General features: G+C 65.2%; 12 protein-coding genes. 11 read left to right on the plus strand and 1 reads right to left on the minus strand.

All coding sequences use genetic code 11. The features are described 5' to 3' along the window. Nucleotides 1-566: 566 nt before the first annotated feature. From EO174_RS05920 to EO174_RS05980, 11 genes are all read left to right on the plus strand, one after another. Nucleotides 567-2,825 (plus strand): methyl-accepting chemotaxis protein, encoded by a 2,259-nt coding sequence (locus EO174_RS05920; RefSeq protein ID WP_126943025.1) that lies wholly within the window; start codon nt 567-569, stop codon nt 2,823-2,825. A gap of 508 nt (nt 2,826-3,333) precedes the next feature. Further along, the gene (locus EO174_RS05925; RefSeq protein WP_047125433.1) at nt 3,334-5,598 is read left to right on the plus strand and encodes a methyl-accepting chemotaxis protein; all 2,265 of its coding nucleotides are present in this window, start codon (nt 3,334-3,336) and stop codon (nt 5,596-5,598) included. Between the two features lie 333 nt (nt 5,599-5,931). After that, the gene (locus EO174_RS05930) at nt 5,932-8,604 is read left to right on the plus strand and encodes a Cache 3/Cache 2 fusion domain-containing protein (RefSeq protein ID WP_126943028.1); all 2,673 of its coding nucleotides are present in this window, start codon (nt 5,932-5,934) and stop codon (nt 8,602-8,604) included. A gap of 925 nt (nt 8,605-9,529) precedes the next feature. After that, a complete protein-coding gene (locus EO174_RS05945) occupies nt 9,530-10,312 on the plus strand; it encodes a flagellar brake protein (RefSeq protein ID WP_164740106.1) in 783 nt (260 codons plus the stop codon). 130 nt (nt 10,313-10,442) lie between these two features. Further along, nucleotides 10,443-10,928 carry a chemotaxis protein CheW gene (locus EO174_RS05950; RefSeq protein WP_016904902.1) on the plus strand — a complete coding sequence of 162 codons (486 nt, stop codon included), beginning with the start codon at nt 10,443-10,445 and terminating at the stop codon, nt 10,926-10,928. 171 nt (nt 10,929-11,099) lie between these two features. Further along, a complete protein-coding gene (locus tag EO174_RS05955) occupies nt 11,100-11,483 on the plus strand; it encodes a hypothetical protein (RefSeq protein WP_005993867.1) in 384 nt (127 codons plus the stop codon). A gap of 85 nt (nt 11,484-11,568) precedes the next feature. Further along, nucleotides 11,569-13,950 (plus strand): methyl-accepting chemotaxis protein, encoded by a 2,382-nt coding sequence (locus tag EO174_RS05960; RefSeq protein WP_047125435.1) that lies wholly within the window; start codon nt 11,569-11,571, stop codon nt 13,948-13,950. 206 nt (nt 13,951-14,156) lie between these two features. Beyond that, nucleotides 14,157-15,026, plus strand: a complete 870-nt coding sequence (locus EO174_RS05965) for a CheR family methyltransferase (RefSeq protein WP_104537492.1) — start codon at nt 14,157-14,159, stop codon at nt 15,024-15,026. After that, nucleotides 15,023-15,619 carry a chemoreceptor glutamine deamidase CheD gene (gene cheD / locus EO174_RS05970; protein WP_024937701.1) on the plus strand — a complete coding sequence of 199 codons (597 nt, stop codon included), beginning with the start codon at nt 15,023-15,025 and terminating at the stop codon, nt 15,617-15,619. Before EO174_RS05965 ends, cheD begins: the two co-directional genes overlap by 4 nt. Continuing rightward, nucleotides 15,616-16,692, plus strand: a complete 1,077-nt coding sequence (locus tag EO174_RS05975; RefSeq protein WP_047125438.1) for a chemotaxis response regulator protein-glutamate methylesterase — start codon at nt 15,616-15,618, stop codon at nt 16,690-16,692. The genes cheD and EO174_RS05975 overlap by 4 nt, the downstream gene beginning before the upstream one ends. A gap of 108 nt (nt 16,693-16,800) precedes the next feature. Next, on the plus strand, nt 16,801-19,026 hold the full coding sequence (locus tag EO174_RS05980) for an EAL domain-containing protein (protein ID WP_164740896.1): 2,226 nt from the start codon (nt 16,801-16,803) through the stop codon (nt 19,024-19,026). A 305-nt stretch (nt 19,027-19,331) separates the two neighbouring features. On the opposite strand, the gene EO174_RS05985 is transcribed toward EO174_RS05980, so the two are convergent. After that, nucleotides 19,332-20,210: an alpha/beta fold hydrolase gene (locus EO174_RS05985; protein ID WP_241239974.1), complete on the minus strand. Its 879-nt coding sequence runs from the start codon at nt 20,208-20,210 to the stop codon at nt 19,332-19,334. Between the last annotated feature and the right edge of the window lie 139 nt (nt 20,211-20,349).

Consider the following 20,349-nt stretch of genomic DNA (forward strand, 5'->3'; position numbering starts at 1 on the left):
GGCTGGCTGAGCCACCCCGCCTGCGCCTGCGATCGCGCATTGCATCCGGTCGCAACCGAGGCAGTGGCGCCACCCCGCCGTTGCGGACTCGCTTCAACTGCCTAGCGCAGGTTCGATGCCTGCCGCAGGCAATACTGCCGCAGCCAATAGCACCGCCTGCGCATACGGCGCCAGGCTCACCAGGCTGCTGCATCGCTCCAGCAGCCGGTGCCGTCCGCCCGTCTGTCCTCGCAACCGCAACGTCGCATCACGCTCGAACGAGTGAGCCAGATGTGAATCGGCCGGTCGATGCAACTGCGTCGATGGCACGCACATCGACGTTTCCGGTCCGTTTCTGCACATGCGCGTCACTTCGGTGACGGCCGCCCATACGCAGCGCGGCTGACCAGTTCAGTCGCCCAACCACTGGCCGTTACCTTCCACGGCACGCTTACCAGCCTTGTCATCGCCGGGGTCTCCCGCTGTTGCCCGCGCGATGGATCGGCTGGATGCCTGCCTTGCCGCACCCCACGCGTCCGCGCCGACGCGTTTTGTCCTTTCTTGCCCCACTGCCTCGAGACCCCCAAATGATCGCTCTTCTTCAACGGTACAACGTCGGCAAGCGCCTGAGCTTCGCCTTCGGCACGCTGATCCTGTTGTCGTGCGCACTGGTCGCTGCCGGCCTCTACACGCTGGCGCAGGCCCGCGACCGCATGGACACGGTGGTCAACCGCAACATCACGATCATGCAATACGCACAGGACATGACCAACGCCACTTCGGTCATTGCCGTGCAGCTGCGCAATATCGTGTTGCCCACCTCGCAAGAAGACAATCTGCGCTTCTACGCCGTCATCAAGGACCAGCTGAAGGACTACGAGGAGACCCGCCGCAAGCTGTACGCGTTTTCTGCCTCGCCCCAGGCCACCCAGATCCGCGACCGCATCGACCTGGCCAGCGAACAGGCCCGCAAGACCAACGACGCGGTCGCGCAGCTGGGCCTGACCGGCAAGCCTGACGAAGCACTCAAACTGCTGCTGGAGAAGGCCGCACCGGGTACGCAGCATTGGCAGAACGCGTTGACGGAGTATTCGGACCTGCAGCGCCAGCGCACCCGCGAAGCCTATGTCGCCACCACGGAGGAAATGGCACGTGGCCGTGCGATGTTGATCGGCGGCGGGCTGGCGGTGGTGCTGTTCAGCGCCCTGCTCGGCTTCCTGATCACCCGCAGCCTGGTACGCCCGCTGACCCAGGCCACCCGCGCCGCCGAAGCGATCGCCAACGGCAATCTCGACAACGATGTGCGCACGCAGTCCAACGACGAAACCGGCCGTCTGTTGCAGGCCATGGATCGCATGCAGGGCCAGGTACGCAACCTCATCACCGCCCAGCTGGACATGGCTAAGCGCCACGACGAGGGCCAGATCAGCTTCCGCATGGATGCCGGTGCCTTCCCCGGCGACTTCGGCCGCATGGCCAAGGACACCAATGCCCTGGTCGGCTCGCATCTGGCGGTGAAGATGCGCCTGGCGCATATCATGGGCCGCTATGCGGTCGGCGACCTGTCCGAGGACATGGAAAAGCTGCCCGGCGAAAAGGCCTTGCTCAGCGACACCATGGCGCAGGTCAAGGTCAATCTGAGCGCAATGAATACCGAGATCAAGCACCTGGCGGTGTCGGCGGCCAACGGCGACTTCAGCGCCCGCGGCGATGCCGAGCGCTTCCAGTACGACTTCCGCGTGATGGTGGAAAGCCTCAACAACCTGATGGCGACCGCCGACGGCAATCTGCAGTCGCTGTCCGGCCTGTTGCAGTCGATCGCCGCCGGCGATCTCACCGCACGCATGAGCGGCCAGTACCAGGGTGTGTTTGCGCAGATGCGCGACGACGCCAACGCCACCGCCGCACAGCTGGCCGGCATCGTGGGCCGCATCCAGAGCGCTGCTGACGCGATCGGCCTGGCCTCGGGCGAAATCGCCTCCGGCAACCAGGACCTGTCGCAGCGCACCGAGCAGCAGGCCGCCAATCTGGAGGAAACCGCCGCCTCGATGGAAGAGCTCACCTCCACCGTCAAGCAGAATGCCGAGCACGCCAGCCAGGCCAACCAACTCGCCATCGGCGCGGCAGCAGTGGCGTCGCAAGGCGGCGACGTGGTGGCCAAGGTGGTCACCACGATGTCCGACATCCAGGACTCGTCGAAGAAGATCGCCGAGATCATCAGCGTCATCGACGGCATCGCCTTCCAGACCAATATCCTGGCACTGAACGCAGCGGTGGAAGCGGCGCGCGCCGGCGAGCAAGGCCGTGGCTTCGCGGTGGTCGCCTCCGAGGTACGCACCCTGGCGCAGCGTTCGGCCAGTGCGGCGAAGGAGATCAAGCAGCTGATCGACGACTCGGTCGACAAGGTCACCCAGGGCGCCACCCTGGTCGATCAGGCCGGCACCACCATGGCCGAGATCGTGGCCAGCGTGCAGCGCGTCACCAACATCATGGGCGAGATTTCCTCCGCGTCGCAGGAGCAGTACTCCGGCATCGAGCAGGTCAACCAGACCGTTACCCAGATGGACGAAACCACCCAGCAGAACGCCGCGCTGGTGGAAGAAGCCACCGCCGCCGCACGTGCGATGGAAGAACAGGCCCAGCAGCTCACCGAAGCGGTCGCCGTGTTCAAGGTCGCAGAGCACGCACCGGTGGCGCGCCAGTTGTCGGCCATTGCCAATGCGCCCGCCAATGCCCGCGGCACACCGCGTCCGATCGCCCGCACCAGCAGTGCCGCGCCGTTGCGGCGCAGCGCCGCAGGCGCATCCGCGACGACAACCGACGTGGGCGACTGGCAGGAGTTCTAAGCGGCACTGACCGCTGTCGGCACGTCCGCAGGGCGTACATGCCGGTTCTGCAACGCGCGTGTCTGTGCGCGAGGGAAACACCACGCCCAGGCACGCGGCCATGTAATCCGCATCAGCAGCATCTTTATCACGGCACCGCACACGCGGTGCCGTTTTGCGTTGTGCACGACCAGGCAGCTGTCCGCACGCCCGCTATGCACCGTGGCCAGCGTGAAATCGCACTTCACATCGTCCGGGCCGGCCTGCGCCGGCGCACCTCCAAAACCGCATTCAAGCAGGGTTTTCTAGGGATATTCCCCACACACCCCCACCGATCCCCTACCCCGCATACACATGGCAGTCACGTGCCTGAGACCCGGCTTTACCAACCGGTCCAGCCTGCCTCAATGCAGCAGCGCTAACGCCGTTATCTGACCGACGCATCACACAAGGGATGACGTGCAACGCACTGCTCCAGCACTGCGCTGCATGCCACTCCATCCAACGGCACATTCGCTCAGGTCACTCCATGAACTCCTTCCTGCACCGCTTCAACGTCGGCAAGCGCCTTTCCCTGGCCTTCGGCGTCTTGATCCTTCTCTCCTGCGCGCTGGTGGCCGCCGGTCTGTACACGCTCAGCCAAGCGCGCGAACGCCTGGACACCATCGTCAACCGCAACATGGCGATGATCCAGTACGCCACCGACATGCTGGACGCCAATGCCACCATCTCGTTGAATCTGCGCAACATCGTGCTGCCGACCACTGCCGAGCAGAATCGCCAGTTCGGTGAAGTGATCGACGCCCAGCGCATCCGCTACAAGGAGCTGCGCGACAAGCTCTACGCATTTCCCGCCGACGCGCACGACCAGGAATTGCGCAACGCGCTGGATTCGACGCGCGAGCAGGCACTGGCGCATAACCAGCAGGTGCGCGAACTGGGCACCGCCGGCAAGGTCGACCAGGCCATGCCGATCCTGCTCGAACGCGCCGCGCCGGCCACCCAGCGCTGGCAGGATGCGATCCGTACCTACTCGGACGCGCAGCGCAAGAGCAGCCAGCTGGCCTACGACCAGGCCAATGCTTCGATGGCGCGTGGCCGCAGCATGCTGATCGGCGGCGGCCTTGCGGTGGTGCTGCTGAGCGCCCTGCTGGCCTGGACGATTACCCGCAGCCTCACCGGCCCGTTGAACCGCGCCACCCGCGCCGCCGAGGCGATCGCCGACGGCAAGCTCGATAACGCCGTGCACAGCGAGGCCAGCGACGAGACCGGCCGTCTGCTGCAGGCGATGGACAAGATGCAGTCGCAGGTGCGCAACCTGATCACCGCGCAGCTGGACATGGCCAAGCGCCACGACAGCGGCCAGATCAGCTTCCGCATGGATGCCGACGCGTTCCCGGGCGACTACGGCCGCATGGCCGGCGATACCAACGCGCTGGTCGACAGCCACGTCCAGGTCACGCTGCGTCTGGCACAGATCATGGGCCGCTACGCGATCGGCGACCTCAGCGAAGACATGGACGCGCTGCCGGGCGAAAAAGCCAGGCTGACCGACACCATGGCGCAGGTGAAGACCAACCTGTCCTCGATGAATCAGCAGATCAAGCAGCTGGCCCAGTCCGCCGCCGACGGCGACTTCGGCGCACGCGGCGATGCGGCGCAGTTCCAGTTCGATTTCCGCGTCATGGTCGAGAGCCTCAACCAGTTGATGGCCACCGCCGATGGCAGCCTGCAGTCGCTGTCGGGCATCCTGCGGGCGATTGCGGCGGGTGACCTGACCGCGCGCATGGACGGCGAGTTCAAGGGCGTGTTCGCACAGATGCGCGACGACGCCAACGCCACCGCGACCCAGTTGTCCGGCATCGTCGGGCACATCCAGCACTCGGCCACGTCCATCAACGCCGCCGCCAGCGAGATCGCCGCCGGCAACCAGGACCTGTCCCAGCGCACCGAGCAGCAGGCCGCCAACCTGGAGGAAACCGCCGCCTCGATGGAAGAGCTCACCTCCACCGTGCGCCAGAACGCCGAAAGCGCTCGCCAGGCCAACCAGCTTGCCATCGGCGCCGCCAGCGTGGCCTCGCAGGGCGGCGAGGTGGTCAGCAAGGTGGTCGACACCATGAGCGGCATCGAAGCCTCGTCCAAGCGCATTGCCGACATCATCAGCGTCATCGACGGCATCTCGTTCCAGACCAACATCCTGGCATTGAACGCGGCGGTGGAAGCGGCGCGTGCCGGCGACCAGGGCCGTGGTTTTGCCGTGGTTGCCTCCGAGGTGCGCACCCTGGCACAGCGCTCGTCCGCAGCAGCCAAGGAGATCAAGAGCCTGATCGACGACTCGGTGCAGCGTGTGGCCGACGGCTCGCAACTGGTGGACCAGGCCGGCAAGACCATGGCCGAGATCGTGGCCAGCGTGCAGCGCGTCACCAACATCATGGGCGAGATCTCCGCCGCCTCGCAGGAACAGTCGGCCGGCATCGAGCAGGTCAACCAGACCGTCACCCACATGGACGAAGCCACCCAGCAGAACGCCGCGCTGGTGGAAGAAGCCACCGCCGCCGCCCGCGCCATGGAAGAGCAGGCCCAGCAGCTCACCGAGGCGGTTGCCGTGTTCAAGATCGTCGAGCAGGGCCCGGCAGCCCCCCGGCCCTCGTCGATGGTCGCCGCGCCGGTCAACGCACGCTTTGCCACCCGCCCGGCCGCACGTGCGGTTGGCAATGCAGCCCCGCGCCGCAGCACCACCGGCACGGCGACGGCGGCAGCCACCGCCGGTTCCAGCGACTGGCAGGAGTTCTAAGCCCCACCGCAACGCGTCACACCCGCAGTCTCCAGAAACAGTATTCGAGCGCAGTTTGATTCGTGATCCACGAATCTTGAGGGCCGCTTCCTAGCGAGGGAAGCGGCCCTTTTTTTGTCCCTGGGGACCCGTCGGACGGCAGCGGGCGGGCACTGCGCGGAACGCTATTTTTCACCCAAAAATAACAAATGCCACTCCGCCACGTTCGCTCCAGAGGGCAAGCGAACTGGACAATTGTGCTGTTTTCGACGCAAATCATCAATTAATTGCATAAACGGCCGCTATCGATTTCACGCATCCGTAACGCCCTCCCCCGGGCAAGGTCGATTCCTCATGCACTCCTTCCACCGGCTGTCCGTCGGTACCCGGCTGTCCGCGCTGCTGACATTGGTGATCGCGCTTTCCCTCGGCCTGCTGGCCCTGACCATCTACCGCCAGTCCGCCGCGGACATCACATCCCAGGTCAAGGCCGAGCTGCACTCCAGTACCCGGCTGATGCAGCAGTCGGTCGCGATGTACGACGTCACCCTGACCGAGGGCACCCAGCGCCTGGGCAGCGTGTTCGACGACATGCTGCCGCGCGGCGCACGCGAGCTGGATACCGCCAGCACCGTGACCATCGGCGCGCAGAACACGCCTACGCTGCGCTCCGGCACACAGGTACAGAATCTCAATTTCGATGCGGTGGATCGTTTTGCGCAGGCCACCGGCGGCGTTGCGACCATCTTCGCGCGCACCGGCGAGGACTTCGTGCGCATCACCACCTCGCTACGCAACAAGCAGAACGCGCGCGTGATCGGCACCCTGCTCGACCGCAAGGGCAAGGCCTACGCCGCATTGTCCGAAGGCAAGCCCTTCACCGGCCAGGCGCAGCTGTTCGGCGAGCAATACATGACCCACTACCAGCCGCTGCGCAATGCCGCCGGCGACGTGATCGGCGCGCTGTTCGTCGGTCGCAACTACACCCAGGGCCTGGCCGCGCTCAAGGCGCAGGTCGGCACCACCAGGCTGGGCCAGGACGGCTATTTCGTCATCGTCGACATGGCACCGGGCGAGCATCAGGGCCAGGTCATCGCCGCACCGCCGGGCACGCCGGCCACGCTGGCGGCCCTGGTGCCGGCCGGGCAGCAGGCATTGCTGCAGTCGGTACTGGACGGCAGGCAGCCCAGCGCCAACCTGCAGTTGCGCGATGCCAGGGGCAACAGCCAGGCCTTCGAAGTCACCGCCCAGCGCTATGCGCCGTGGCAGTGGGCGGTGATCGGCACCCAGCCGCGCAGCGCCATCGACGGCCCGCTGGACGAGCTGATGGGCAGCATGCTGCTGCTCTCGCTGGTGGTGCTGGGCCTGTGCATCGCAGTGGTGTTCATCGCCGCGCGCAAGATGGTCACCCGCCCGCTGCTGGCGGTGGAACGCGTGCTCGGCGATGTCGCTGCCGGCCGCCTGGACAATCCGATCGAGATCGACCGCCACGACGAACTCGGCCGCCTGCTGCGCAACGCGCGCACCATGCGCGACGACCTGCGCGCGCGCCTGCAACGCGACCATCTGATCGCCAGCGAAGCGTTGCGCGTGCGCACCGCGCTGGACGATGTCAGCACCAACGTGATGATCGCCGATGCGGATCGCCGCATCATCTACGTCAACCGCCCGCTGCAGCGCATGCTCAAGAGCGTGCAGGACGAGCTGCGCCGCGACCTGCCCAACTTCGATGCCGATGCGCTGATCGACGCCAGCATCGACCAGTTCCATCGCAGGCCCGAGCATCAGGCACGCATGCTCGATCAGCTCACCGGCACGCACACCGCGCAGATCCATGTCGGTGGCCGCACCATGCGACTGGTGGTCAACCCGGTGCTGGGCGCGGCCGGCGAGCGCATGGGCTTTGTGGTCGAGTGGGCCGACCGCACCCAGGAAGTCCAGGTGGAACAGGAAGTCGCACGCATCGTGCAGGCCGCCGCTGCCGGCGACCTGAGCGGGCGTGTCGGCCTGGAAGGCAAACAGGGCTTCCTGCTGCTGCTCGCCCAGCAACTCAACGTGCTGCTGGACAACAATGCAGACGGATTGTCGCGGGTGTCCGCGCTGCTCTCTGCGCTGTCGCAGGGCGATCTGACCGCGCGCATGGATGGCGACCTGCAAGGCGTGTTCGCCACCATCCGCGACGACGCCAATGCCACTGCCGACCAGCTGGCCGGCATCGTGCGCCGGATCAAGGACTCGTCGCTGGCGATCAACGCGGCCGCCACCGAGATCGCCACCGGCAATGGCGACCTGTCGCGTCGCACCGAACAGCAGGCCGCGGCACTGGAAGAAACCGCCGCCTCGATGGAAGAGCTCACCGCCACCGTCAGGCAGAACGCCGACAACGCCGACCAGGCCAATCGGCTGGTGCTGGATGCCGCCGGCGTGGCTGCCAAGGGCGGCGACGTGGTGGGCCGCGTGGTCACCACCATGGCCGACATCGACACCTCGTCCAAGAAGATCGCCGAGATCATCTCGGTCATCGACGGCATCGCCTTCCAGACCAATATCCTGGCCTTGAACGCGGCGGTGGAAGCGGCGCGCGCCGGCGAACAGGGGCGCGGCTTCGCCGTGGTCGCCTCGGAAGTGCGGATGCTGGCGCAGCGTTCGGCCGGTGCAGCCAAGCAGATCAAGCACCTGATCGACGACTCGGTGACCCGCATCGGCAACGGCGCCGCGCTGGCCTCCGAGGCCGGCAGCACCATGCAGCAGGTGGTCAGCTCGGTGCAGCGCGTCACCGACATCATGGGCGAGATCACCAGCGCCTCGCGCGAGCAGGCCGCCGGCATCACCCAGGTCAACCAGACCATCACCCAGATGGACGAAACCACCCAGCAGAACGCCGCGCTGGTGGAAGAAGCCACCGCAGCTGCACGCGCGATGGAAGACCAGGCCGCGCAGTTGGTGGATGCAGTGGCGGTGTTCCGCCTGGAACAGCAGGACCAACTGAACACCGTGCTGGCCAACGCACGGCACGCCTATAGCTGATGCCACACGGTCCCGCAACCGGCAAGGACACTGCACCAGACAGTTGGTCGGCGCTCATCTAAAAGCTGTCTGTCATGCGGTGTGCATCAGACCTGGAGCCGATGCTTCAATGATCAAAAAAAGCACGTCCAGCACTGCTCTTCCCATGCACACCGACCATCTCAACTGGTCCTTGCCCGCTCACCGTCGCGGGACCCTGAGCGGCATGGATGCCGCGCCGGAGCCTACATGGACGTACTTGCGGCGTGTCCTGTGATGGTGGGCGGGCAAGGACCCTGCAGCAAACCCGCAGCGTCGAGCGCGCGGTGCGCATCAGACATGAAGCAGATACGTCATGAGCGGACGACGCATCCAGCACCGCTCTTACCGTGCACACCGACCATCTCGATAGGTCCTTGCCCGCCCACCGTCGCGGGACCTTGAGCGGCATGGATGCCGCGCCAGAGCCTACACGGACGTACTTGCGGCGTGTCCTGCGATGGTGGGCGGGCAAGGACCCTGCAGCAAACCCGCAGCGTCGAGCGCGCGGTGCCCATCAGACATGGAGCCGATAGGTTATGAGCGAACGACGCATCCAGCACCGCTCTTACCGTGCACACCGACCATCTCGATAGGTCCTTGTCCGTTCACCGTCGCGGGACCCTGAGCGGCATGGATGCCGCGCCGGAGCCTACATGGACGTACTTGCGACGTGTCCTGCGATGGTGGGCGGGCAAGGGCCCTGCAGCAAACCCGCAAACCCCGCCCGCTCCGCAACTGATCCATCCGCACCATCCAGCGCCAGGAACATAGCGCCGAAAGCAACCAAGACGTCACGCAGTGGTTATTTGTCAGCCGCTCTTAAAGATTTCGCTTTGCCGCCGATATCAAGGCGACGCCAGGACAACCGTTCCGGCGTCTTCCCGCATCTACTGTGCTTGTGCCCATGTCCCAAGGCGATACCTCAGAGCTGGACCACGACGATCACCTTGCCGAAGGTGACGAGCGCTATCTGCTACGCAACAAACGGCAGATCCGTGGCCTGCTGCGCCAGTTGCTCGACCAGCGTGCCATCGTGACCATGCATGTGGCCGGGCGCGACATGGCCGTGCCCACCGCCGTGCTCGAAGTGGACGAAGACGAGGACTGCGTGATTCTGGACGGCAGCCACAACGAGGCCTCCAACCGCGCCATCCAGGAGGCCAAGTACCTGCTGTGCTACGCACAACTGGAACGGGTCAACATCCGCTTCCGGCTGGAAACGCCCGACCGGCTGGAACGCGACATCCATGTCGCCTTCCGCGCCGACCTGCCCGAGGCGATGTACCACATGCAGCGCCGCGAGTCGTACCGGCTGGAAACGCCGATCACCGACTCGCCCATCTGCATCATTCGCCAGGAAGAGGCACAGGGCGGCAATCTCAACCTGCAATTGCGCGTGATCGACATCAGCAGCGGCGGCCTGGCGGTCTCGCTCACCGACGGCATGCCCTTGCTCGAACCACAACGCACCTACCGCAACTGCACGCTGCAACTGCCCGACACCGCGCCAATCACCCTGCCGCTGACGGTATGCAGCCAGTACAAGCAGACCCTGCCCAACGGCAGCGAAGGCTTCCGGGTCGGCATGCAGTTCAGCGACCTGCCACGCGGCGCCGACGAGACCATCCAGCGCTACATCTTCCGGGTCGACCGCCAGCGCAATGCGCGCAAGAGCGGCGTGTTCTGAACCCACCCGCACCAGCCTCGGCGCACGGCTAAAGTTGCCCTGCACTGCGCCGATGTTGCTAGGGCAATCCTCATCCGCATGCTTTTTTATAGCTGCAATCCGACACTCAGCCGCAACGCCCGGAGTTTCCATGAACGACAAAAGCACGACCACCGGCACCGGTGGTGAATTCCTCAGCTTCGCCCTTGGCGAAGAACACTACGGCGTGGACATCCTGAAAGTGCAGGAAATCCGCGGCTACGACTCGGTCACCCGTCTGCCCGACGCACCGGACTACATCAAGGGTGTGATCAACCTGCGCGGCACCATCGTGCCGGTGATCGACCTGCGCCTGAAGCTGCGCCTGAAAGAAGCGCGCTACGACGCCTTCACCGTAATGATCGTGCTCAATGTCGAAGACCGCGTCGTCGGCATCGTGGTGGACAGCGTCTCGGACGTGATCCCGCTCAACGACGATCAGATCCGCCCCACCCCCGAATTCGGCGCCTCGGTCGATACCCGCTTCATCTCGGGCATCGGCACCCAGGACGATCGCATGCTGATCCTGCTGGATATCGAGACCCTGCTGGACAGCACCGAGCTCGGTCAGCAGCAGCTGGCCGAAGAAGCGGCCTGATTCAGACCATCTGGTGTCGGGAGCTTCCCGACACGAGACGCACAACCAAGTTGAAGTGAGATAGAAATCACGTTTTTCGGATTCAAGTTGAACGGCGGCTAGCCGATAGCTGAATAGAAGCCCGCGTACATAAACGGGTCACCGTTCGACTTTTGATTCTGGAGAATCCCAATGAAGTTCCTGCTCTCGCTCCTCCCCGTCGCTGCTCTCGTGATCGTTGCTCCCACGCTGTCGGCTCAGTCGCAGGAAATGATTCCGCCGGAAATGGCGACCCGTTTCGTCGGCAAGGACGGCATGGTGTGCGGCAAGGTCGAAAAGGCCAAGTACGCCCAGAGCTCGGAAGGTGAACCCACCTTCCTGTACATGGGCGGCATGTTCCCGCGTCACACCTTCTCGGCCCGCATCGACGGCGCCAACCGCGGCAAGTTCAGTTTTGCCCCTGAATCCCTGGAAGGCAAGGACGTGTGTGTGCTCGGCAAGATCCAGCGCGACAGCTCGCGTGCCGAAATCGAAGTCAGCTCGCCGGCCAGCCTGAAGTTGGCCACCATCAAGTAATCGCCTAGCAGATCGCCACGCCCTCGCGCGTGGCGATCTGCTGTTTGCGGTTATGCGCACTGACTTCTACCGGGGAATCGTGTCAATGCAATGGATCAACAATCTCAAATTGATGCCCAAGCTGATGCTGGCGTTCGGCATCGTGCTGCTGATCATGCTGGTGCAGGGAATCATCGCCTACGCGGGCCTGGCCTCGCTCAATAATGTCACCCGCGACCTGGCCGGCAATACCATGTCCAGCGTGCGCGAAGCAGGCGATCTGCGCGGCATGCTCGGCGAATATCGAAATGCGTCCTATCAAAATCTGGTGCGCGCCAGCGACTCGGTCAAGCAGGAAGCCAAGGTCCGCGCCAAGCGGCTCAATGGCGAAATCGAGGCCACGATCAAGGGCTATCCCCGCCTGATCGAGAGCCCGCAGCAAAAGCAGCTGTTTGCCACCTTCGTTGCGGATTGGAAGAAGGCCTCGGCCTCCTACGAAAGCGTCGACGAAATGCTGGAACTGAACCTGCCTGACGACGCCGTCGATACCTTCGTTGGCGAAACCAGCGCACTGCATGCCAAGGCACAGGCATCGTTGGCCGCATTGATCGCCGAAGACAACAAGTTGGCGCAGGCTGCCAAGAGCAAGGCCGAAAAGGTCCATGCCACCTCGGTCTCGTTGACCGTGCTGGTGCTGCTGATCGGTATCGCCGGTGGCCTGGGCCTGGCATTCCTGTTCGCACGGTCCATCGTCAAGAGCATGCGCGGCGCGGTGTCCACCGCCACCGAAATCGCCAGCGGCAAGCTCGATGGCCAGATCAATGTGCAGGGCCAGGACGAAGTGGGCGAACTGATGCGCTCCATGCACCGGATGCAGCGCGACCTGAAGGAGCGCATCGAACGCGACAAGAAGATCGCCGACGAAAACCTGCGTATCCGTACCGCACTGGACAAATCCTCCACCAGCACCTTCATCACCGACACCGATCGGATCATGATCTACGCCAACGAGGCGTTCCAGAAGCTGGTCACGCATTACGAAGGCAGCATCCGTCTGTCCTCGCCCGAGTTTGAGGCCAGCAAGATCATCGGTCAGCACATCAGCTATCTCGGCCTGCCCGAAGCGACCGTGCACAAGGCCATCGCAGCGCTGGAACGCGACGGCATCACCAGCTTCGAAGAGCGTTACGGCGAGTTTGTGATGATGCAGACCGTCACCGTCATCAAGAACGAGCAGGGCGAGAGCACCGGCGATGTCTGTGAATGGCGCGATCGCACCATCGAGGTCCAGGTCGAAGAAGAAGTCGCCCGCATCGTGCGTGCCGCCGCCAGCGGCGACATGAGCGGCCGGGTGGAAACCGATGGCAAGCAGGGCTTCTTCCTGCAGCTGGCCCAGCAGCTCAACGGCTTGCTGGATGCCAACGCCGCCAGCCTGGAGCAGATCTCCGCATTGCTGTCGGCGTTGTCGCGCGGCGACCTGACCGTGCGCATGCGCGGCGAATTCAGTGGCGTGTTCGCGCAGATGCGTGACGATGCCAATGCCACCGCCGAGCAGCTTTCCGACATCGTCGGGCGCATCAAGGTCTCGTCCACCGCGATCAACTCGGCTGCCGGCGAGATCGCCTCCGGCAACAGCGACCTGTCGCATCGTACCGAGCAGCAGGCGGCCAACCTGGAAGAAACCGCCGCATCGATGGAGGAGCTCACCTCCACGGTCAGGCAGAACGCCGAAAGCGCCCGCCAGGCCAACCAGCTCGCCATCGGCGCCACCGGCGTGGCCTCGCAGGGCGGCGACGTGGTCTCGCAGGTGGTCACCACCATGTCCGGCATCGAGGCCTCGTCCAAGAAGATCGCCGACATCATCTCGGTCATCGACGGCATCGCCTTCCAGACCAACATCCTGGCCTTGAACGCGGCGGTGGAAGCCGCCCGTGCCGGCGAACAGGGCCGCGGCTTTGCCGTGGTCGCCTCGGAAGTGCGTACGCTGGCACAGCGTTCGGCCGGCGCGGCCAAGGAGATCAAGGGCCTGATCGACGACTCCGTGCACAAGGTGGCCGAGGGCTCGGCACTGGTGCGCAAGGCCGGTGCGACCATGGCCGAGATCGTGGCCAGCGTGCAGCGTGTCACCGACATCATGGGCGAGATCTCCGCCGCCTCGCAGGAACAGTCGGCCGGCATCGAGCAGGTCAACCAGACCATCACCCAGATGGACGAGACCACCCAGCAGAACGCCGCCCTGGTGGAAGAAGCCACCGCGGCCGCACGCTCGATGGAAGAGCAGGCCGGCCACCTGGCCGAAGCGGTGTCGGTGTTCAAGCTGGACGAGCCGGCTGCGCCGGCCGCGCCGGCTGCACGCGCCCGCCCGGTCGCCTCGCGCCCGGTTGCGGTGACGCCCGCAACCAAGCCGGCCGCGCGTGCGGCGGCCACGCCGTCGCGGCCGGCCAAGCCGCAGGCCGCCCTGGCCGACGGCAACTGGCAAGAGTTCTGATCCAATGCTGTCCCGCAAAGCCCCGGCACTGCCGGGGCTTTGCGCATCTGCAGCCAGCGCAGTGCGCAGCGCCGCGCATTGGCCACGCCGGCTACCCCGCCAACGCGGTTGCAGGCGCCAGATGCGACCCTGCCCCCGCAAGACACCGATTAGTGCTTCAGTTGCATGACCACGTGGCCGATATCCAGTCATAGCTCACGACGCTTATGGATATGACGACCACCTCGACTCCCGCTTCAGACACACGCGAATTTGATTTTGGCGACCGCGATTTCAAGCGCGTCTGCGACCTGATCTATCAGCGTGTCGGCATCGCCCTGGCTCCGGCCAAGCGCGACATGGTGTATGGCCGGCTGTCGCGTCGTCTTCGCGTGCTCGGTCTGCGCTCCTTCCGCGACTATCTGGACCAGCTGGAAGCAGGCACCGACGAAGAGGAATGGCAGGCGTTCACCAACGCGCTGACCACCAATCTGACCTCGTTCTTCCGTGAGCCGCACCACTTCGACAAATTGCGCGAAGAACTGCAAAAGCGTGCCTCGCAGGCGCCCTTGAAGATCTGGTCGTGCGCGGCCTCCACCGGTGAGGAGCCCTACTCCATCGCCATCACCGCCTGCGAAGCCTTCGGCACCCTGACCCCGCCGGTCAGCATCGTGGCCACCGACGTCGACACCCAGGTGCTGGAAACCGCCTCGCGCGGCGTCTACGCCATCGACCGCGTCGCCTCGCTGGACGCATCGATCAAGCGCAAGTATTTCCAGCGCGGCAGCGGCCCCAACGAGGGCAAGTGCCGGGTCATCCCGGCGTTGCGCCAACTCATCGAATACCGCCAGCTGAATCTGCTGGCACCGCGTTACGACGTCGGCGGCCCGTACGCGGCGCTGTTCTGTCGCAACGTGATGATCTATTTCGACAAGCCGACCCAGCGCGGCATCCTGTCGCGTCTGGTCAGCCACATGGGCGATGACGGTCTGCTCTACACCGGGCACTCGGAGAATTACCTGCACGCAGCCGACCTGATCCAGCCGTGCGGGCGCACGCTGTATCGGCGTGCGCCGCGCGCCGGAGCCGCCACATGAGCACCGCCGTGCAGGTCGACGATGTCATGCGCTACCGCGACTCGCGGTTCCAGACCATCACCGCCAAACTGCTGCCCACCCAATACCTGGTGGTGGACGACGACACCGCGTTGACGACCACCTTGGGATCGTGCGTTGCCGCCTGCCTGCGCGACCCGGTCCTGAAGATCGGCGGCATGAATCACTTCCTGTTGCCGGAAGGCCAGGTCGGTGACGGCGCACCCGCGCGCTACGGCAGTTATGCGATGGAGTTGCTGATCAACGACATGCTCAAGCGCGGCGCGCATCGCAAACGCATCGAAGCCAAGGTGTTCGGTGGCGCCAACGTGCTCAAGGGCTTCACCAGCAATCCGGTCGGCACCCGCAATGCCGAGTTCGTGCGCCAGTACCTGCAGGCCGAGCACATTCCCATCATTGCCGAAGATCTGTGCGGCATCCATCCGCGCAAGGTGTGGTTCTTCCCGACGACCGGACGCGTGGTCGTGCAGCGTTTGCCGCATGCACACGAAGCCGAAGTCGCCGCCGCCGAATCGGCCGTGCGCGCCCGTCTGTCCAAAGCACCGGTCACCGGTGGAGTGGAGTTGTTCGAATGACGCTGGAAACCCCTGTGCGTGTATTGATCGTCGACGACTCGGCGGTCGTACGCCAGATGCTGACCGAAATCCTCTCGCGCGATGCCGGCATCGAGGTGATCGGCTCGGCCGCCGACCCGATCCTGGCGCGCGAAAAGATCAAACGCCTCAATCCGGACGTGATCACGCTGGATGTGGAAATGCCGCGCATGGACGGCCTGGTGTTCCTGGAAAACCTCATGCGCCTGCGCCCCACCCCGGTGGTGATGATCTCATCGCTGACCGAGCGTGGCGCCGACACCACCTTGCAGGCCTTGTCGCTGGGTGCGGTGGATTTCGTCTCCAAGCCCAAGATCGACGTCGCACGCGGGCTGGAAGGCTATGCCGAGGAGATCGTCAGCAAGGTCAAGATGGCCTCCAAGGCCAAGGTCAGCGCGCTCAATCGTCCCAGCGCGCCCAAGGTCACCCTGGACATGCAGTCGGCACCGGTGCCGGGCAGCGCGCTGCGCTTTCGCACCACCGACCGCCTGATCGCCATTGGCGCTTCGGCAGGCGGCACCGAAGCCCTGCGCGTGGTGCTCGAGCACATGCCCGCCGATGCACCGGCGGTGGTGATGACCCAGCATCTGCCGGCCAGCTTCAGCACCGCCTTCGCCGAGCGCCTCAATCGCCATTCGGCGATGTCGGTACGCGAGGCCAGCGATGGCGAGGCGATCCTGCCCGGCCATGCCTACCTGCCGCCCGGCGGCCAGCATCTGCGCATCATCCGCGACGGTGCGCGCTGGCGCTGCCGCATCGACGACGGCCCGCCGGTCAATCGCCACAAGCCGGCGGTGGACGTGCTGTTCCGCTCCGTCGCTGCCAACGCCGGCCCGAATGCGGTCGGCGCCATCCTCACCGGCATGGGCGACGACGGCGCACGCGGCCTGCTGGAAATGCTGCAGGCCGGCGCGCCCACGCTGGTGCAGGACGAAGCCAGCAGCGTGGTCTGGGGCATGCCCGGTGCCGCCTATAAACTCGGCGCCGCGCAGGAAGTGGTACCGCTGGACCGCGTGGCCGAGCGCCTGATCGCGCTGTCGGCGCAGGCGCGCTGATCCGGCATGAAGTCCCGCCCCCCGCACCCGACCGAACAGGCGGCGGCTCCCGGCGTCGCGGACGCCGCGTCGCCGGTGACGGCGGATGCGCGAGCAGATCACCCGCTCATGCCCGGGACGATCAAGGCCGGCCCGATCACCGCCGGCATGACCAGGCCCGACGAACATCCCGACGCCACGCGCTCGCGCCTGCTGGCCGAAGCGCTGGACGGCAGCAGCAGTGCGATCCTGATCTGCGATCTGCAATCGCGCCTGCTCTATGCCAATGACGGCTTCCAGCGCATGTTCGGCTATACCGAGGCCGAACTGGTCGGCAAGCGTCCCTCGGACGTGCTCACCCGCGCGCAAAGCGACCAGGACGAGGTGGCACGCATCCGCGACCGCGCCGACGCCCTGCAGCAGACCCAGGCCGACCTGCTGGTGTACCGCAAGGACGGCACGCCGCTGTGGATCTCGCTCAACTTCAATCCGATCTACGACGCCAGGCATCTTCCCTCGCATTACGTGGCGGTGCTGACCGACATCACCGACACCAAGATGCATGAGGTGCTGCAGCACCGCGTGCTCGAGGCGCTGGTGCAGGAGCGGCCGCTGATCGAGGTGATGACGCTGATCTGCACCGAGGTCGAGCGCATCGCGCCGGACGTGCTGGCCACGGTCATGAGCGCGGACAATCAAGGCTGCCTGCATTCGCTGGCGGCCCCCAGCCTGCCGCCGGAGTATGCCGATGCGGTCAACGGCTTGAAGATCGCGCCGGGCGCAGGCGCCTGCGGCACGGCCGCCTGGCGCGGCCGTGCGGTGATGGTGGAAGACATCGCCACCGACCCGCTGTTCGCGCAATTTCGCGAAGTATTGTTGCCGATGGGCTTGCGCGCCTGCTGGAGCACGCCGATCCGCTCCAACAGCGCACGCGTGCTCGGGACCTTCGCGCTGTACTACCGCAAGGCCCAGCGGGCCGATGCCTGGCACGTACGCCTCACCGATCTGTGCCAGCAGCTTTGCACGCTGGCACTGGAGCGCGAGCAGACCCGCCAACGCGTGCACCAACTCGCGTTCTACGATGCACTGACCGGCCTGCCCAACCGCATCATGTTCAGCGCACGCGCCGAGCAGGCCCTGACGCAGGCCGAATATGCCGGCGAACCGGCCACGTTGATGTTCATCAACATCGACCGCTTCAAATTGATCAACGACAGCCAGGGCCATGCCGCCGGCGACGGCCTGTTGCGCGACATCGCCCTGCGCATCGGCGAACAGCTGCCCGCCACCGCCATGCTGGCGCGCCTGGCAGGCGACGAATTCGCACTTGCGCTGCCGCAATGCAGTGCCGAGCAGGCCAGTGCCGCCGCAGAACGGGTGCTGGGCACCATTGCCAGGCCACTGCCGGTCGGGCACATGACCGTGCATCCGTCCGCCAGCATTGGCGTGGCGATGTTTCCCGAGGACGGGCGCGACATCAACATCCTGCTGCGGCATGCCGATCTGGCCATGAACCGCGCCAAACAGGAAGGCGGCGGACGGTTCCGCTTCTTCAGTTCCGACATGAACCGCATGGCGCAGGAGCGCGTTGCGCTGGAAGCGGAGCTGCGCCAGGCCATCGGCCGCGATCAGCTGCAGCTGCACTATCAACCGCAGTTGCACAGCGCCGCGCCGCACGCACTGTACGGCGTGGAAGCGTTGTTGCGCTGGAATCATCCGCAACTGGGCGCCATTTCGCCGGCGCGTTTCCTGCCCGTGGCCGAAGAGCAAGGCATGATGCCGCAGCTCAACGATTGGGTATTGCGCAGCGCCTGCCGGCAGATCGCCGATTGGCGCACGCGTGGTGTGCCGGTGACGCGCGTGTCGGTGAATCTGTCGGCGAGCAGCTTCGAAAGCCCGCGCATGCTCAGCGACCTGTTGCGCCTGATCGCCGAGACGGGCGCTCAGCCCTCCGACCTCACGCTGGAAATGACCGAGAGCGTGATGCTGTCCGGGCAGCCTGGCGTGCTGGAGAACCTGCATGCCATCCGCGAAGCCGGTATCTCGTTGTCGCTGGACGACTTCGGCACCGGCTACTCCAGCCTGAGCCACCTGCACCGCCTGCCGATCGACGAACTCAAGCTGGACATGAGCTTCGTGCGCGACATCGAACACAGCGAAGACGCCCGCGCCCTCACCACCTCGGTGCTGCGCATCGGCGAGCATCTGCGCAAGCACGTGGTTGCCGAAGGCGTGGAAAACGAGGCACAGCGCCTGTTCCTCGCCGATCTCGGCTGCGAAGTGCTGCAGGGCTATCTGTTTTCGCGGCCATTGCCGGCGGCGGCACTGGAAGCCTGGTTGGGTGCGCAGCCTTAGAAGCGGCTCACGACACTACGTCGTGGTTTGTCAGGCTGTTCTCATAGCGTTTTACGCTCGCATCAGCAGGTCGAAGCAACCTGCTAGAAGGCAAAGCATCTGATCTGCTGCTTCTGCGCAGGGCCCTTGCCCGCCCACCATCGCGGGACGCGCCGCAAGTACGTCCCTGTAGGCTCTGGCGCGGCATCCATGCCGCTCAAAGTCCCGCGACGGTGAGCGGGCAAGGACCAGTCCGGATGATCTGTGCTCATGGTTGCAAGCAACGCATGGTGTCGTTCTGATTCACCAGATCAGCAGCACACCCGTCAGAGCGGCGCCTGTGCCTGAGCGCTGCCTTCAAGCGCGCGCCTTTCCATCCGCGTCGAATCCGATGCCACGGTGCGCTTCAACCACCCCAGCAACTGCGCGGTGACGAACGCCGGATTCTCCAGCGATGCGATATGCCCGGCGTCGGGAATCAGCTCGTAGTCGCAACCGATCACCTCGGCCATCAGCCACAGCTCTTCCGGCGGCCGCGGAATATCGTCTGCGCCGCCGAGCAGGAAGGTGCTGGCCGGATTCAGCGCAGACATCGCCTCCAGGCGATCGGCGCGCCCGAAGATCAGCCGGCCCAACGGCACGATGGAGGCGCGCACCTGCTCGGCCGACAGCGCCGCCAGGCGCTGTGCAAACGCAGCCGGCAGCGCGGAATTCAGATCGATGCCGGGACGGAAAAAGATCGGCACGATCGCCTCGATCAACGCAGGCGTCACCTGTCCCGCGGCTTCCATTGCATCGAGCAACCCGAAATAACGCGTTTGCGTGGCCTGCGGCTCGGCCCCCAGGAAGGTATCCATCAACACCAGGCTGCGCACGCGCTCCGGTGCCAGCAGCGCCAGCTCGGCGGCCCACATGCCACCGACCGACAAGCCGACCACCGCGCACTGCGGCAGCTCCAACGCGTCCAGCAATTGCAGCATCTGCCTGGCAAGATCGCCAACCGTCTGCGTGCCTGCCGGCAATGCTGCCGACTGTCCGTGTCCCCACAACTCGGGGACGATGACCCGATAGTGCTGCGACAGCGCCTGGATCTGCGGCTCCCACATGGCCGCATCCCAGAGATAACTGTGGCCGAGCAGAACCGGAAACCCGTGACCGTAGTGTGCGTAGTGCAGCGTTTGACCAGCGATCGTGCAAGTAGGCATTGGAGATCATCACAGCGAGTGGAAGCGGCGCCACTCTAGGCCTCCCGACTTCAGATTTTTGTTGCAATGCGGCAGGTGAGTTAACTGCGATTGCCTTTAACTTCCGGCATTGCGCGGACAAGACGAAGCCATCGCCCGA

Source organism: Xanthomonas sp. BRIP62418 (assembly GCF_003993495.1).
In the GTDB taxonomy this organism is placed as follows: Bacteria; Pseudomonadota; Gammaproteobacteria; order Xanthomonadales; family Xanthomonadaceae; genus Xanthomonas; species Xanthomonas euroxanthea.